Source organism: Bradyrhizobium sp. RT6a, assembly GCF_040547675.1.
Lineage (GTDB): Bacteria > Pseudomonadota > Alphaproteobacteria > Rhizobiales > Xanthobacteraceae > Bradyrhizobium.
In genome coordinates, this window is sequence record NZ_JBEPQC010000011.1 from 71,307 (window position 1) to 87,340 (window position 16,034).

Annotated in this window: 13 protein-coding genes; 9 read left to right on the plus strand and 4 right to left on the minus strand. The window is 64.2% G+C overall.

Annotated elements, in window-relative coordinates:
* Positions 1–267: 267 nt before the first annotated feature.
* The gene (locus ABIC03_RS35660; protein ID WP_354065155.1) at positions 268–939 is read left to right on the plus strand and encodes a hypothetical protein; all 672 of its coding nucleotides are present in this window, start codon (positions 268–270) and stop codon (positions 937–939) included.
* Positions 940–957: 18 nt separating this feature from the next.
* On the plus strand, positions 958–3,108 hold the full coding sequence (locus tag ABIC03_RS35665; protein ID WP_354065157.1) for a CHASE2 domain-containing protein: 2,151 nt from the start codon (positions 958–960) through the stop codon (positions 3,106–3,108).
* A gap of 35 nt (positions 3,109–3,143) precedes the next feature.
* On the opposite strand, the gene pobA is transcribed toward ABIC03_RS35665, so the two are convergent.
* Entirely contained in the window at positions 3,144–4,316 is a 1,173-nt protein-coding gene (gene pobA, locus ABIC03_RS35670) for a 4-hydroxybenzoate 3-monooxygenase (protein WP_354065159.1), read from the minus strand.
* Positions 4,317–4,364: 48 nt separating this feature from the next.
* Here pobA and ABIC03_RS35675 point away from each other — a divergent pair, with 48 nt between their 5' ends.
* Complete coding sequence (locus ABIC03_RS35675; RefSeq protein ID WP_354065161.1) at positions 4,365–5,270, plus strand: helix-turn-helix domain-containing protein; 906 nt, start codon at positions 4,365–4,367, stop codon at positions 5,268–5,270.
* Between the two features lie 5 nt (positions 5,271–5,275).
* Here ABIC03_RS35675 and pcaG read toward each other — a convergent pair whose 3' ends face one another.
* Together pcaG and pcaH are read right to left on the minus strand one after the other, a co-directional pair.
* Positions 5,276–5,902, minus strand: coding sequence for a protocatechuate 3,4-dioxygenase subunit alpha (gene pcaG / locus ABIC03_RS35680; protein ID WP_354065163.1), 627 nt, complete (start codon positions 5,900–5,902; stop codon positions 5,276–5,278).
* Between the two features lie 4 nt (positions 5,903–5,906).
* The gene (pcaH, locus tag ABIC03_RS35685) at positions 5,907–6,695 is read right to left on the minus strand and encodes a protocatechuate 3,4-dioxygenase subunit beta (protein ID WP_354065165.1); all 789 of its coding nucleotides are present in this window, start codon (positions 6,693–6,695) and stop codon (positions 5,907–5,909) included.
* A 93-nt stretch (positions 6,696–6,788) separates the two neighbouring features.
* On the opposite strand from pcaH, the gene ABIC03_RS35690 reads away from it, so the two are divergent.
* The 3 genes from ABIC03_RS35690 (at position 6,789) to ABIC03_RS35700 (ending at position 10,644) form a co-directional block, all read left to right on the plus strand.
* Positions 6,789–7,733, plus strand: a complete 945-nt coding sequence (locus ABIC03_RS35690; protein WP_354065167.1) for a LysR family transcriptional regulator — start codon at positions 6,789–6,791, stop codon at positions 7,731–7,733.
* Positions 7,734–7,785: 52 nt separating this feature from the next.
* Positions 7,786–9,090 (plus strand): nicotinate phosphoribosyltransferase, encoded by a 1,305-nt coding sequence (gene pncB, locus ABIC03_RS35695; RefSeq protein ID WP_354065169.1) that lies wholly within the window; start codon positions 7,786–7,788, stop codon positions 9,088–9,090.
* 246 nt (positions 9,091–9,336) lie between these two features.
* Positions 9,337–10,644, plus strand: coding sequence for a GGDEF domain-containing protein (locus tag ABIC03_RS35700; RefSeq protein WP_354065171.1), 1,308 nt, complete (start codon positions 9,337–9,339; stop codon positions 10,642–10,644).
* A gap of 14 nt (positions 10,645–10,658) precedes the next feature.
* Here ABIC03_RS35700 and ABIC03_RS35705 read toward each other — a convergent pair whose 3' ends face one another.
* Positions 10,659–11,279 (minus strand): TetR/AcrR family transcriptional regulator, encoded by a 621-nt coding sequence (locus tag ABIC03_RS35705; RefSeq protein WP_275172223.1) that lies wholly within the window; start codon positions 11,277–11,279, stop codon positions 10,659–10,661.
* On the opposite strand from ABIC03_RS35705, the gene ABIC03_RS35710 reads away from it, so the two are divergent.
* From ABIC03_RS35710 to ABIC03_RS35720, 3 genes are all read left to right on the plus strand, one after another.
* A complete protein-coding gene (locus tag ABIC03_RS35710) occupies positions 11,265–11,828 on the plus strand; it encodes a hypothetical protein (protein WP_354065173.1) in 564 nt (187 codons plus the stop codon). The genes ABIC03_RS35705 and ABIC03_RS35710 overlap by 15 nt on opposite strands.
* Before the next feature lie 119 nt (positions 11,829–11,947).
* Positions 11,948–15,352: an acyl-[ACP]--phospholipid O-acyltransferase gene (locus ABIC03_RS35715; RefSeq protein WP_354065175.1), complete on the plus strand. Its 3,405-nt coding sequence runs from the start codon at positions 11,948–11,950 to the stop codon at positions 15,350–15,352.
* A gap of 5 nt (positions 15,353–15,357) precedes the next feature.
* Positions 15,358–16,032 (plus strand): esterase/lipase family protein, encoded by a 675-nt coding sequence (locus ABIC03_RS35720; RefSeq protein WP_354065177.1) that lies wholly within the window; start codon positions 15,358–15,360, stop codon positions 16,030–16,032.
* The last annotated feature ends 2 nt before the right edge of the window (positions 16,033–16,034 follow it).

The following is a 16,034-nucleotide window of genomic DNA, read 5'->3' on the forward strand; positions in this document are numbered from 1 at the left end:
CCGAGGCGACGCTCCCGCCCATTGTGGATATAGAGAGTGCAGCGGAGGGCCACCCGGTCGAGGCCGTCCCAGCCGAATGAAATTATCCATCCGGCCAACAGCTTCCCGGCGCACTGTTTTCTCCGGTCGCTGATTTGAACCTCTTCCTGATAGAGTGCACCAATATCTAAGAGTGATTCCGGTCACACTTGCCTGGGCGTTTCGCTGCTAAGCATCGGGCCTGGATGGGGACCGGGCAAGTATCGGTCGAATTGGATGAGAATTCCCATGAAAAGCCTGATCGGCGCTGTTGTCGGCGCGTGCTGTCTTGCTGCCCCGGGTTTGGCGGAGAGCCCGGCCGCCATCGTCGAGGACGTGCAAGGCAAGGTCGACGGTGTCGCGTTCATGGATTATGTGGCGCCGGGCAAGATCATCAAGCTGGGGCCCAAGGCAACCATTACGCTCAGCTATCTCAAATCGTGCCAGCGCGAGACCATCAGCGAAGGCGTCGTCATGGTCGGCACCGAGCAGAGCACCGTGCAGCTCGGCGAGGTCAAGCGGGAAAAGGTGCCCTGCGATACCAACGCGGCAAAACTGTCGGAGCGCGAGGCGAACCAGAGTGCCGCGACGACCTTCCGCACCATGCGGTCGGACGCCAAGGGTGGCGCTCCGGCCAAGCTGCCGACGCTCTACGGAGTCGCACCGTTGGTGCAGGCCAAGAGCGGCAGCACCCTGGTGATCGAACGCACCGATGGCAAGGAGCCCACGATCAGCGTGCCGCTCAAGAGCGAGACCATGGTCGGAGGCAAGTTCTATGACTTCGCCAAGGCCGGGAAGTCGCTGACGCCGGGCGGCAGCTATCTCGCCATCCTCGGCACCAAGCGTTACGCCTTCCAGGTCGATTCCAGCGCCACGTCGTCGCCGACGCCGATCGTCGGACGCCTGCTGCGGCTCGAATAGGCGGCTAGCGACGGGGCGATGCGGCGGATCGGCAGACGGGACATCGTTGCAGCGATCCTGATTGCGCTTCTTGCAGGCGCCGTCGTCACGTCTCCGCCGTTCCAGGCGCTGCAGGGCCTGTCGCTCGACATCCTCACGGCACTGCGCGGCAAGCTCGTCGGCGACCACCGCGATCCCGCGACATCACCGGTCGTTGTCGTGGCCATCGACGGCGAGACCTACGACACTCCGCCGTTCAAGGGATCGCCAACGCAGACCTGGACGCGCGAGATCGGCAGGGTTCTCGGCAGCATCGACGACGGCGGCGCCCGGGCGATCGGCTTCGACGTCATCTTCCCGAGCTCGATCGAGCAGTCGGAGATTCCCTTCGGCGACGCGTCGCTGGGCAGCCGCATGAGAGGCTTCGATCGGGACTATCTTATCGCCCTGCGGAAGCTTGCCGACAGCGGCAAGCTGGTGCTCGGCGAGATCCTGAGCAACGACCATCAGGAAAGGCCGGACCGCGCGCAGCAACTGGCGGTGAGAAACAATATCCGCGCCCTCAACGTCCATACCGACACCGACGACGTGATCCGGCGGATGCCGCTGAGCTTCTCGATCGACGGCAAGCCGGTCCCCGCGATGGCGGTCGAGCTCGCCGCGCGCGCGCTCGCTGGAAAGCCAGAGATTGGACCGTCCGGAGCGACCGAATTGTCCGGTTATGCAATTCCGAGCGCGGTACCGAACACACTGACGCTCAATTTTCGAGGACTGGGCCGCGACATCCCGACTTTCTCCTTCACCGATCTTCGGGCCTGCGTCGAAAAGGGCGATCGCGATTTCTTTCGCCGCGCCTTCGGCGACAAAGTCGTGCTGCTAGGCACCGCCCTGAATTTCGATGATCGCAAACTCACCTCGGTGCGACTGTCCGGCGGACATGACGGAACGCCGGGGCCACGATGCGCCCAGCCCGCCCCGGCAAGCACCGCACAAAAGGCCCGCAGCGACATCGCCGGTGTCTTCGTGCATGCCAACGCGGTACGAAATCTGATCGAACGCGATGCGGTGACCGAGCTCGGCTTTCCATTGCGGAGCATTCTTACCATGGTGTTCGCAGCGATCGTGGCCTGCGCGGCCTGCGTGCTCGCACCGGGTGGCGCACTGATCGCCTGGTTCGGCCTCACCGCCGTTTACGCCGCTGTGGCCGTTGGTGCATTCGTCCATGCCTTGGCGCTGCCGCTGACGGAGCCGGCACTCGCAAGCCTTGCCGCGCTCGCGATGATGATCGGCTACCGTTTCGTGCTGGCCGATCGCGACGAGCGTTTCCTGCGCAAGAGCTTTGCGTTCTATCTCGCCCCCGAAGTGATCGACACCATGGTTGCCTCCGGCAAGATGCCGGCGCTCGGCGGCGAAATGCGCAACGTCACCATGTTCTTCTCCGACCTGAGCGGCTTCTCCTCCATCGCCGAGACGATGACGCCGGGCGAACTGGTGACGCTGATGAACGAATATCTGTCGGCCATGACCGACATCATCGAGAGCCATGGCGGCTATGTCGACAAATATATCGGCGATTCCATCGTCGCCATGTTCGGTGCGCCCGCCGACGATCCCGCGCATGCGCGCCACGCCGTCCATGCCGCGCTGAAATGCCACGAAAAGCTGGCAGAGCTCAACGCCGGCAGCGCCGCTTTCGCCGGCCACGGCCTGTCGCACCGCATCGGGCTCAACAGTGGCGAGGCCGTGGTCGGCAATATCGGCTCCCGCCGCCGCTTCAACTACACCGTGATGAGCGACACCGTGAACGTCGCCTCGCGGCTCGAAGGCGCCAACAAATACTACGGCACCGCAATCATGGCCTCGGAAACGACTGTCGCGCAGACAGGCAATACTTTCACCTGGCGCGAGCTCGACGCCATCAAAGTGATAGGACGCGGCGAGGCGATCAAGGTGTTCGAGCCAATCGCGGAGAAGGGCACGGAGAGTGCCGGGCAGACGAAGGTTGCCGCCGCGTATGCCGAAGGGCTGGCGTGCTGGCGGGCAAGGGAGTTTGCGAAGGCGGCCGATGCGTTCGGGCAAACGGCGGAAATGGATCCGGCGTCAGCGCTTTTTGGCAAGCGCGCGATTGTGCTCGCTACAAATCCACCGGGGTCGGACTGGACGCCGGTGAACATCCTAGAAGGAAAGTAGCGCAGCGTCGCACCGCTTTTCGGGTCCACTCCACGCTAAAACGGCAGCCCCACATAATTCTCCGCGAGCAGGCGCTGTGCCGTCTCGGACGAGAGAAGATATTCCAGTTCGGTCTGCTGGAGCCGGTCCTCGTAGTCGAGCCGGTCGGGGAAGCGATGCAGCAGCATCGTCATCCACCACGAGAAGCGTTGCGCCTTCCAGATCCGCGCCAGCGCCTTGGCGGAATAGCCCTGGAGCCCGGAATCATCGCCGTTCTGATAGTGCGCGAGCATGGCGTGGTAGAGATAATAGATGTCGGAGGCCGCGCTGTTCAGCCCGCGCGCGCCGGTCGGCGGCACGATGTGGGCGGCATCGCCGGCGAGAAACAGGCGACCGTAGCTCATCGGCTCGGCGACGAAGCTGCGCAACGGCGCGATGCTCTTCTCGATGGACGGTCCCGTGATCAGGCGGCCGCCGACCTCGTCCGGCAAACGACGCTTCAGCTCGGCCCAGAACGCATCGTCGCTCCAGTCTTCCACCTTGTCGGTGAGCGGCACCTGGACGTAATAGCGGCTCAGTACTTGCGACCGCAAGGAACACAGCGCGAAGCCGCGCTCGTGCTTCACGTAGATCAGCTCCGGCGACACCGGTTTCGTGCGTGACAGCACGCCCAGCCAGCCGAACGGATAGATCTTCTCGTATTCCCGCAGCACGTCCTTCGGGATCGACTTGCGGCTGACGCCGTGAAAGCCGTCGGCGCCGACGATATAGTCGCAATCGACCCGGACAGTCTCGCCATTCGAGCGATAGGTCACGTAAGGCCGGTCCGAGGTCAGGTCATGCGGCATCACGTCCTCGGCATTGTGCACGACGTTGCCGCCGAGACGGTCGCGCGCCTCGTAGAGGTCGCGCGTCAGCTCGGTCTGGCCGTAGACCAGCACCGAATTGCCTCCGGAGTGCTTGTGGAGGTCGATCTGGGAGAGCACCCCGTCATGGGCGATCTCGAATCCCTTGTGGATTTCGCCCTCGCGGTCCATCCGCTCGCCGCACTGAGCCTCGCGCATCAGCCTGGCGAAGCCGTGCTCGAGCACGCCGGCACGGATCCGGGCAAGCACGTGGTCGCGGCTGTATTTTTCCAGTACGACCGTGTCGATGCCCTTGAGGTGCAGGAGCTGGGACAACAGCAACCCGGACGGCCCGCCGCCGATGATACAGACCTGAACTTTCATTTTTGCGTCCTCCTCGGCACTTTCTTGCAGATTCAGCACCGCCGACCGATGGAGGCTTTCGTCTTTGTCTTGTACTATTCGAACATGAGAAGCGCAGCCCCCGCCCCGGCAATCCGGGTCTACAATTTGTTCGGCGAGTCCGGCGATCTGCCCGATGTCGTGCATTGCGAGACGATAGCGTCGCGCTCGGTGCTGCACGACTGGACGCTGGCTGTGCACCGCCATGCCCGGCTGCACCAGGTGCTACTGATCGAGCGCGGCGGCGGCGAAGCCACGCTCGACGGGCGCGTGGTGCAGCTGAAGCCGATGCAAATCGTCAACGTGCCTGTCGGCCACGTCCATGGCTTCCGTTTCGTGCCTGATACCCAGGGTTGGGTGCTGACCATCGCCGCGGAAATATTGGACGAAGCGCTGCTCGCCTCCGAAGGACTGCGCGGTGCCTTGTCGCGCTCGGCCGTGATACGCGGCACGCCGCAGATCCGGACCACCATGAAGCAGATCTTTGCCGAACACGCCGCGCGCGATTTCGGCCGGGCGCATGTGCTGCGTGCGCTGTCGGCGGCCATGATCGGGCTGGTGGCCCGCGCGCTCACCAGCGAGAGCGGTGACGTCGGAACGGCTGAAAGCGGACTATTCCGCCGCTTCGAGGCGCTGCTGGAACAGCATCATCTGGAACGCTGGAGCGTCGCGGACTATGCGGGCGCGCTGTCGATCACGCCGACCCATCTCAACCGGGTGACGCGGGCAGCAACCGGCGACACCGCCTCGCACCTGATCCTCAACCGGTTGATCCGCGAGGCGCGGCGCAACCTCGTCTACACCAATTTGCCGGTCTCGACGATCGCCTATGCACTTGGCTTCGAAGACCCCGCCTATTTCAGCCGGGTCTACGCCGCCGCCACGGGCGTGTCACCGCGCGCCTTTCGCGCGCGGCTCCACGGCGACGAGACCTGAGACGATCACACGTCGAAGAACACCGTCTCTTCCGGTCCCTGCAAATTGATCGTGAAAGAATACACGATCTTGCCGGCGCGTTCGCTGCGCTTTGCGATCAGCGTCGAGCGCCGGACCGGCTGCTCGATCAGGTTGAGCACGGGGTCGGCGGCGTTGGCGGCCGCTTCGTCCGAGAAATAGAGGCGCGTATTCAGACCGATGTTGATACCGCGCGCGACGATCCAGACATTGATGTGCGGCGCGCCTTTGCGGCCCGTCTTGTCGATGATCGCGCCCGGCTTGATGGTCTCGAAGGTGACAAGACCGCTCTCGAAGTCGGAGCCGGCGCGGCCCCAGCCACGAAATTCCTCGTCAAGCGCGCCGGTCGACCGATCGGCCGGATGGTTGTAGCGGCCGGCCGCGTTCGCCTGCCAGATCTCCAGCAGCACGTCGCGCAATGGCGTGCCGCTGCCGTCGATCACCCTGCCCTCCAGCGTGATGCGTTCGCCTTGCGTGTTCGGCGTCACCAGCACGTTGCAAAAATTCTTCTCGAAAATGTCGAAGCCGGCCATGGCCGGGATCAGGCCGATATGGACGTAGGGCCCGGCCGTCTGCGAGGCGGTTTCCTTGAGGTAGTTGAGCGGCTGCGGCATGGACCTAGTTCCCTGCGGTGCGATTTTCAAAGTAAGTGGAGCGCTGGCCGCGCAAGACGATGTCAAAGCGGTAGGCGAGCGAGTCGAACGGAGTCGATGCGTTGAGGTCGAGCGGCGCGACGAGGCGCTCCAGCGCATCCTTGTCCGGGATCGTCGTCAGGATCGGGCAGACCGGGATCAGGGGATCGCCCTCAAAGTACATCTGGGTGATCAGACGTTGTGCGAAGCCCGAGCCGAACACCGAGAAATGGATGTGAGCGGGACGCCAGCTGTTGACGTAATTGCGCCAGGGATAGGGTCCAGGCTTCACGGTGCGGAAATAATAGTAGCCGGTGTCGTCGGTCAGCGCGCGACCGCAACCGCCGAAATTCGGATCGATCGGCGCCAGATACGTGTCCTTCTTGTGCCGGTAGCGGCCGCCGGCATTGGCTTGCCAGAACTCGACCAGCGTATTCGGTACGCCGCGGCCGGTCTCGTTCAGCACGCGGCCGTGGACGATGATGCGTTCGCCGACGGGATCGCCGTCCTTGGCGTAGTTGCGGATCAAATCATTGTCGAGCGGGCCGAGGTCGTTGTGCCCGAACACCGGCCCCGTGATCTCCGAGACCGAGTTCTCAAGCGACAGCAGCGCCTGGCGCGGCGAGCGCAGCACTGAGGATTTGTAGCCTGGCGCGTGCGCCGGCGGATGCATGGAACGGTCGCGCTGGAAGAAGTCGCCGTCACCGAGCGGCGGCGTGAACGGCTCGGGGCGGTTGAGGCGGGGATCCCGCAAGGCTGGCGCCTGGGCATGCATCGGCGTTGTCTCTCCCTCTGGCGCCCCGTTGGGCGCACGGCTTATCGGGAGATGATGACCCGGGCTATTCTCAAGATAAATAGATCGATTATAATGAATTCTATGAACAAAATCGATCATTTGGCGCTCGATGGCCACGGGCTGGAGCTGTTTCTGGCGGTGCTGGAAGAAGGCTCGGTGACGGCGGCCGCAACGCGGCTCGGCCTGACGCAATCGGCGGTCAGCCACGCCCTGAACAAGCTGCGGCGGATCGTCGGCGATCCGCTGTTTGCCAAATCCGGCCGCGGCATTGTGGCCACGGCGCACGCCCAGGCACTCGCGGCAAAGGCGCGGGCGCTGATCGACGAGATGCGGAGCTTTGCCGGCGGCGTCACATTCGCGCCGGCGAGCGCGCAGCTTTCGCTGACAATCGCCGCGAACGACTTTCAGCGCGACCTGCTGCTGCCGCGGTTCTTCGATCACGTCGCCGCGCAAGTGACGAGCCTGAACCTGCGCGTGATCCCCTCGCAGTCGCCCTCGCCGGCGATGCTGCGCGAAAACCGCTGCGACCTGCTGATCACGCCGCTGCCGCCGTCCGGCGTCGACATCGTGCAGAAGCGTCTGCTGCAAGACCATTATGTCTGTTACTACGACCCCAAAGCGCGTGCCGCGCCGGCTACGCGCGGCGCCTATCTCGCGGCGCGTCACATCACGGTGGTCTACACTGACAATGAGCGGCTCGACTTCGATCGCCGGCTTGCGGCCAACGGCTTCCACCGCGACATCGCGATCTCCGTGCCGAGCTTCTCCGGCGTGCCGTCCTTCCTGCGTGGCTCGCAGATGCTGGCGAGCATGCCGAGCCTGCTGGCGCCCGGCGTGATGCACGACTTCGCGCAGGTGCGGATTCCGCTGGCCTCGCGCACGCGAACCCTGGCCGAGCTGCCGATGTTCATGGTCTGGCACCAGCGCTATCAGAAAGATCCGGCGCATCGCTGGATCAGAAGCCAGCTCGAGACCGTGGCGGCGACGGCCTCGCACCCCGCCCCCGCGAAAACCTGATCCCCGTCAAACCCACTGGTTGCGCCGGGGCCGCCACGCTAGAATTCCCCCCATGACAGTGACCGACATTGCGAGCCGGACCTACAATCACAGCTGGCGGCTGGATCCCATCATCCGCAGCTTGCTTGATACCGACTTCTACAAGCTATTGATGTTGCAAATGATTCGGGAATCTTACCCGGATCAGCAGGTGACGTTCTCGGTCATCAACCGGTCGCGCCATGTCCGGCTCGCCGAAATCATCGACGAGGGCGAACTGCGCGCTCAGCTCGACCACGCCCGCACTATCCGCTTCACCAAGAAAGAGCTGATCTGGCTTGCCGGTAATACTTTCTACGGCAAGACCCACATGTTCTCGGCGGACTTCATCCGCTGGCTCGCCGAATTCCGGCTGCCCGAATACGAGCTTCGCAAGGTCGAAGGCCAGTACGAGCTGCACTTCCACGGGCCGTGGAGCCATACCACGATGTGGGAGATTCCTGCGCTCGCTATCCTCAACGAATTGCGCTCGCGCGCAGCGATGAAGGGCCGCGGCCGCTTCGAGCTTGACGTGCTCTATGCTCGCGCCAAGGCCAAGCTGTGGACCAAGGTGGAACGCTTGCGCAAGCTGGATGGCCTCCGGCTCTCCGATTTCGGCACCCGTCGCCGCCACGGCTTCCTCTGGCAGCGCTGGTGTGTGGAGGCCGTGAAGGAGGGCCTCGGCCCGTCCTTCATCGGCACCTCCAACGTGCTGCTCGCGATGGACAATGATCTCGAAGCGATCGGCACCAACGCCCATGAGCTGCCGATGGTCGCGGCTGCGCTGGCCAAGGACGACGAGGAATTGCGCTGGGCGCCCTACCGCATCCTCGACCAATGGCGCCAGACCTATGGCGGCAACCTCCTGATCGCGCTTCCCGACGCTTTCGGCACCAAGGCTTTCCTGCGCGATGCGCCGGAATGGGTCGCCGACTGGACCGGCTTCCGTCCCGACAGCGCGCCGCCGATCCAGGCCGGCGAGGAGATCATCAAATGGTGGGAGCAGAAGGGCCGCAATCCCAGAGACAAGCTGCTGGTCTTCTCCGACGCGATGGACGTGGGCTCGATCGAGGAGACCTACCATCACTTCACCGGGCGCGTGCGGCTCTCGTTCGGCTGGGGCACCAATCTCACCAATGATTTCGTCGGCTGCACGCCGGACGGCTCGTTCAATCTCGATCCGATTTCGCTGGTGTGCAAGGTGTCGTCGGTCGATGGACATCCGGCCGTCAAGCTCTCCGACAATCCCGAGAAGGCCACCGGCCTGCCTTCGGAGATCGAACGTTATTTGCGCGTCTTCGGCGACGCCGGCCGCGTGCGCAAGCCGGTCCTGGTCTAGCGCCAAGCCAATCTCTCTCCATCGGGTAAACCATTTGGGGCGCATGCGAGACATCAGCTCCCCGATGCCGCGTCAGTTCCGGTTCGACGGCATTTGCAACGATCTGCAAGCATCCACTTCACAGTGCCTTCACCCTGCGACGCAGTCTCCCGGCATTTTCAAGTCGAGTTAAGCACCCTTCGTGGGTAATCCGCGTTATGAGCGGATCGCTCCGCTGGGGTCGTTGAGCGACTTGGGGAACGCAAAGTGTTTCGCAGAACAGCGCCGTCAACGAAGGGACGAAACTTCCTTCATGTCATCAAGCTTGTCTCGCCTTTCGTCACGGTCGTCCTGCTGCAGGCGGCGATCGCCGGGTTCAGCCTGGAGGTGATGTCCTCGGTCCGCGCCTATGTCGCGGGCGAAGCGCTGTGGTCGCGCTCGCAGAAGAACGCCGTCTATTTCCTCAATCTCTATCTGCATTCGGGCGACGCCAGCCAGTTTGCGCAATATCAGGCCTCGCTGGCCGTTCCCATCGGCGACGAGTTCGCGCGCTGGGCGCTCGAGCGCGATCCGGTCGACGTCGAGGCCGCCCGCATCGGCTTCCTGCAAGGCGGCAACCATGCCGATGACGTGCCGGGATTGATCTGGCTGTTTCGCTACTTCAAACAGGTCAGCTTTCTCAAGGAAGCGATCCGCGAGTGGGCTGCCACCGACCCGATGCTGCTGGAGCTGAGCGTGTTCGGCGAGGTCATCCGGTCAGAGTTGAAGAGCGGGCCGGTTCAGGACGGCAACCGCCTGCAATTATTGTCGTCGCGGCTTTCGGAGCTCAACACTCAGTTCACGGTGCACGCCAAGCGGTTCTCCACCGTTCTCGGCGAAGGCTCGCGCGCCATCAAGATGACGCTGACTGGCGTCAATATCGTCACAGCGATGACGCTGATCCTGCTCCTGATCTGGCACACGCGGCGATTGGTGCTACAACGAGAGGCTTTCGAGGACGCCCTGCAGGCCGAGAAGGAGCGCCTGGCCTGGCAGGCGTCGCACGACTGGCTGACCGGCTTGTCCAACCGCCGCGCATTCGAGGCCCGCCTGCAAAGCGAGTTGGACGACACCGCGGCGGGTTCGCTGGGCCTGATCCTGCTCGATCTCGACCAGTTCAAGGACGTCAACGACAGCTGCGGTCACCTCGCCGGCGACCGCCTGCTCTGCCAGATCTCGCGTCTCCTGCAACAGGAGCGGCGGCCGCATGACCTGGTTGCCCGGCTCGGCGGTGACGAATTCGGCTTAATTCTTCCGCAATGCACGCCGTACGACGCCGTGGATATCGCCGAACGGCTGCGCCGGTCGCTCGAGCTATCCGTCTTCGCCTGGGACGATCGTTGCTTTGCAGTGACCGCCAGCATCGGCGTTGCCTGTATTACCAACGGCAACACCACGCTCGAGGACGCGATGCGGCGCGCGGACGCCGCCTGCTATCGCGCCAAGGAGAACGGACGCAACCGTGTTCAGGTCGACAACGGGACGACGGACGTCGTCGTCGTCACCTCGCGGCAGCGCAAGGCCGCCAGCGCATAGCAGCGCTCAGCGCTTTATCGTAGTGGCAGAATCCCGAGCCCCGCGAGATGCGCATCCAGAAATTGCTCGACCTGCTGGCGCAGCATCTGCGGTGGCACGGCCAGCATGCGCTCTTCGAGGCCGAGCGAGATGATCCCGTGCACGGCGGAAAACAGGGTGCGTGACAGCAGCGCGATCTGCACGTCGTCTGCATTCGGAAGCAGCCGCACCAGGGGCGCGTGCATCAACGCGAAGGCGTCCATCACCATCTGAAGGATGTCATCGGGGTAAGGGCGGTCGTCCTCCATCCGATGTTCGAACAGCGAGCGCAGCAGATTGGCGTGCCCCGCGAAGAATTCGAGGTAGGTCGCCGCCAGCCCGTAGAGCTGGCGAACGGGATCCTCGGCAGGAACCTGGCCGAGCCGCACCGTCAGCGCCTCAACCGTCTCCCGATTCACGGTCAGGATCACCCCGTCGAAGTCGCCGAACTCATTATAGACACTCCCAACCGAGCAGCTGGCGGCGTCCGCGACATCCCGGACTTTCAATGATTTCAGGCCCTTAGTTGCAATAATGCTGCGAGCGATCTCCACGATCTGCTGCCGCCGTCGAGATTTTTTTCGGTCCCGCAATGATTCGTCTTGAACATTGTTCATTTTCAGGATACTCATTTGAACAATGTTCAAGTTAACCCGGAGACCTGCAAAATGCAAACCCTCACTGTTGATATCGCCTCCACCTTCGTCGATGACGCCACAGCTCTCGTGACCGGATTTGGCCGCGGCCTCCTGCGGTTCGCGATGGGGCCAATCGATCGCATCGCAAATGCCTGCGATATTGCCGGCGTCCTGACCGAGCGCCGCGCGACCTTCCGGATGTGGCGGGCCACCGCGGCCGTGCCCGTCATGAGGGCCGCCGCCTTAGCCTGCTCGGCCGCCTCTCGCCGTTTCGCCGCCTCGCCCATCTCACCTGAGGCGAGCGCAGCCGCCACGTTCGGGTCGCCCCGAATGCAATATCAAGCCGCAAGGAAGGACTTACCATGTCTCGACATTCGAGCCGATGCCGCGGCCTTCGACGATGCGGTTCAGGTTTCGCTCATCGCCCGGGGCAATATCCTGGCAGGCGCGGCCTGCCTGGATAAGGCCGCAACCGAACCATTGCGAACCAAACCACGCCACGCGGAGACCAACAGGATCGGAAGGTAAGCGCGCAGAGCAGGCCGGGGCGACTGTCGTCAACCCACAATAGCCCGTCGCATATCCTCTGGACCCAACGTCCATCCGACAATGAAACTTCAGGCAGCCTTTCCAAAACAGGACTAGTCATGATCAGGGATTTGATGTCGTCACGCCGCTTCGCGCCGCTGTTCTGGGCGCAATTCTTCTCGGCGCTGAACGACAACGTGCTCAAGAACGCACTTGTCATCATCCTGCTTTACAGTGCCGCGACCGGCCACGGAGATGCGCTGGTGACGGTCGCGGGCGCCGTCTTCATCTTCCCCTATTTCATCCTGTCCGGGCTCGGCGGCCAGCTCGCCGACAAATACGTCAAATCCGTCGTCGCAAGGCGGCTCAAATTCGCCGAGATCTTTGCGGCGGGCTTTGCCGCGGCCGGCTTTTTCCTGCACTCGGTGCCGTTGCTGTTTGCAGCACTCGCACTGTTCGGCGTCATCGCCGCGCTGTTCGGTCCCGTGAAATACGCGATGCTGCCGGACCAGCTTGAGCTCGGCGAGCTCGCGACCGGCAACGCGCTGGTCGAAGGCGCGACCTTCATGGCTATCCTGCTCGGCACCGTCGCCGGCGGCCAGTTCGTGGCCGGCTCCGCGCATATGGGCTGGGTCGCATCGGCCGTGGTCGTGCTGGCCCTGCTGTCCTGGGCCTTCGCCTCCCGCATTCCCGCGACGACGCCGTCTGCACCCGATCTGCCGGTCAACGCAAATCCCTGGACCTCGACGCTCGGCCTGTTGAAGACGCTGCACGCCGACCACCGGCTGTGGGACGGCACCGTGATCGTCTCCTGGTTCTGGCTGGTGGGTGCCATCGTGCTCTCGCTGCTGCCGGCGCTGGTCAAGGAGGTCATCGGTGGTACCGAGGGCGTGGTGACGTTGTGTCTCGCGATCTTCGCAATCGGCATTGCCATCGGCTCGCTGTTCGCCGCGAATCTGAGCCACGTTCGCCCGAACCTCGCGCTGGTGCCGATCGGCGCCATCATGATGGGGTTTGCCGGCATCGACCTCGCCTTGGCGATCGGCGTGACCGCCAAGGGCCAGGGCATCACCGCTGCCGATTTCGCGACCTCGTTCGCGGGCCTGCGCATGCTGATCGACTTCGTCGCCTTTGCATTCGGCGGCGGGCTGTTCGTCGTTCCGTCCTTCGCCGCCGTCCAGGCCTGGTCCGCCCCCTCCGAGCGCGCCCGCATCATCGCCGCCGGCAACGTATTGCAGGCCGCCTTCATGGTGGCCGGCTCGCTGTTCGTCGCGCTGCTGCAGGCCGGCGGGTTGCACGTCGGCTGGATCTTCTTCGGCCTCGGCGTCGCCAGCTTCGGCGCAGTCTGGTTCGTGCTGACGAAGTGGGGCAAGGAAGGCGTGCGCGACTTCGGCGGGCTGCTGTTCCGCGCGCTGTTCCGCACGGAGGTCCGCGGGCTGGAGAACCTGCCGCCCGCTGGCACGCGCATGCTGATCGCGCCCAACCATGTCAGCCTGATCGACGGCCCGCTGCTGCACGCCGTGCTGCCGATCGACGCGAGCTTCGCGGTCGATACCGGCATCGCCAAGGCCTGGTGGGCCAAGCCGTTCCTGCGAGTGGTCAAGCATTACACCATGGACCCCACCAAGCCGCTGGCTGCGCGCGACCTCATCAAGCTCGTCGCCGCCGGAGAGCCGGTGGTGATCTTTCCGGAGGGACGCATCACCGTCTCCGGCTCGCTGATGAAGGTCTATGACGGCACCGCGATGATCGCGGACAAGGCCGACGCGGTCGTCGTCCCGGTCCGCATCGAAGGCGCCCAGCGTTCGCATCTCAGCTATCTCAACGGCAGCCAGATCAAGCGCTCGTGGTTTCCGCGGGTGACCGTCACCATCCTGCCGCCGGTCAAGCTTCCGGTCGATCCGTCGCTCAAGGGCAAGGCGCGCCGCAATGCCGCGGGCGCAGCACTTCAGGACGTGATGATCGACGCCATGGTGAAGAACGCCATGCTCAATCACACCCTCTTCGAGGCGCTCGGACATGCCTATCGCGACCGCGACACCGGCAAGGTCATCGTCGAGGACGCGCTCGGCACCAAGCTGACCTATCGCAAGCTGATCCTGGGCGCGCAGGTCTTGAGCCGCAAACTGGAGAACGGCACCGCCATCGGTGAGAATGTCGGCGTGCTGCTGCCGAATTCCGCAGGCGTCGCCGTCGTCTTCATGGCGTTGCAAAACATCGGCCGGGTGCCGGCAATGCTCAACTTCTCGGCCGGCCCGGTCAACGTGCTCGCCGCCATGAAGGCTGCGCAGGTCAAGACGGTGCTGACGTCGAGGGCCTTCATCGAGAAGGGCAAGCTCGACAAGCTGATGGCGGCGATCTCCGCGGAAGTTCGCGTCGTCTATCTCGAGGACGTCCGCGCCTCGATCGGCACGGCCGACAAGATCAAGGGCCTGCTCGCCGGTACTACGCCGCGCGTCGTCCGCCAGGCGAGCGACCCGGCCGTCGTGCTGTTCACGTCGGGCTCGGAAGGCACGCCGAAGGGCGTGGTGCTGTCCCACCGCAATATCCTTGCCAACGCCGCACAGGCGCTGGCGCGGGTCGATGCCAATGCCAATGACAAGGTGTTCAATGTGCTGCCGGTGTTCCACTCCTTCGGGCTGACTGGCGGAATGATGATGCCGCTGCTCGCGGGCATTCCGATCTACATGTACCCCTCGCCGCTGCACTACCGGATCGTGCCCGAGCTGATCTACCAGACCGGCGCCACGATCCTGTTCGGCACCGACACGTTCCTCACCGGCTACGCCCGCTCGGCGCATGCCTATGACTTCCGCACCCTGCGCCTGGTGATCGCCGGCGCCGAGGCGGTCAAGGATCGCACCCGGCAGGTCTTTATGGAGCGTTACGGCATCCGCATCCTCGAAGGCTATGGCGTCACCGAGACGGCGCCGGTGCTGGCGATGAACACGCCGATGGCCAATCGTCCCGGCACGGTCGGCCGCCTGTCGCCGCTGATGGAAAGCCGCCTCGATCCGGTCCCCGGCATCGAGGACGGCGGACGCCTCTCGGTGCGCGGACCGAACGTGATGCTCGGTTACCTCAGGGCCGAAAACCCCGGCGTGCTCGAACCGCTCGCCGAGGGCTGGCACGACACCGGCGACATTGTCGCGATCGACCCGGCCGGCTTCATCACCATCAAGGGCCGCGCCAAGCGCTTTGCCAAGATTGCCGGCGAAATGGTCTCGCTGTCCGCGGTCGAGAACATCGCGACGACCCTGTGGCCGCAGGCCGCATCGGTCGCCGTGTCGATCCCGGACCCGCGCAAGGGCGAGCGCATCGTCCTCCTGACGACGGAGAAGGTTGCAGAGCGCAGTGCGATGCAGGGCCAGGCCAAGGCGATCGGCGCGTCCGAGCTGACCGTTCCCGCGGCGATCATGGTGGTGGACAAGGTGCCACTGCTCGGCACCGGCAAGACCGACTACGTCACCGCGACGATGATGGCCCGCGAGCAGGCGTCTGGGCCAGAGCGCGAGGTGGCATAAGCGAGATGCACGAAGCGCCTCAATCAGGCGAGGCGCGATGCCCGGGAGTGGTTCTGCTTCACGGCATCGCGCGAACCTCGGCGTCCCTGACCAGACTGGAACGGGCGCTCCGGGCCAGCGGCTTCGCAACGCGCAACATCGACTATGCCAGTCGCCGCAAGCCGATCACCGCGCTCGCGGACGATATTCACCCAGAAGTCGCCCGCTTCGCCGAACGTGATGCGCCGCTCCACTTCGTTGCGCATTCGATGGGCGGTCTGGTGGTGCGCGCCTACATCGCAAAGTACCGTCCGGACCGGCTTGCCGGAGTGGTGATGCTGGGCACGCCGAACGGCGGCAGCGAGGTCGCCGATCTCCTGAGCGGATATCGCCTCTACAGCACATTCTACGGACCCGCCGGACTCGAGCTCACCACCACGTCCACCCCCCGGACCGACGCCCTGCCCGCCGTGGACTATCCCGTCGGTGTGATCGCGGGAAACCGCTTCATCGATCCCATCGCCGGTCTCATCGTTCTGCCGAAGCCAAATGACGGACGGGTCTCAGTGCAAAGCACGATGGTAGCCGGCATGGCCGACCATATCGTCGTGAAGGCGTCCCATACCGGACTTCCGCGTCACGCCGCCGCGATCGAACAGACGATCGCTTTCCTGCGCGACGGCCGCTTCCGCACCGCCTGACT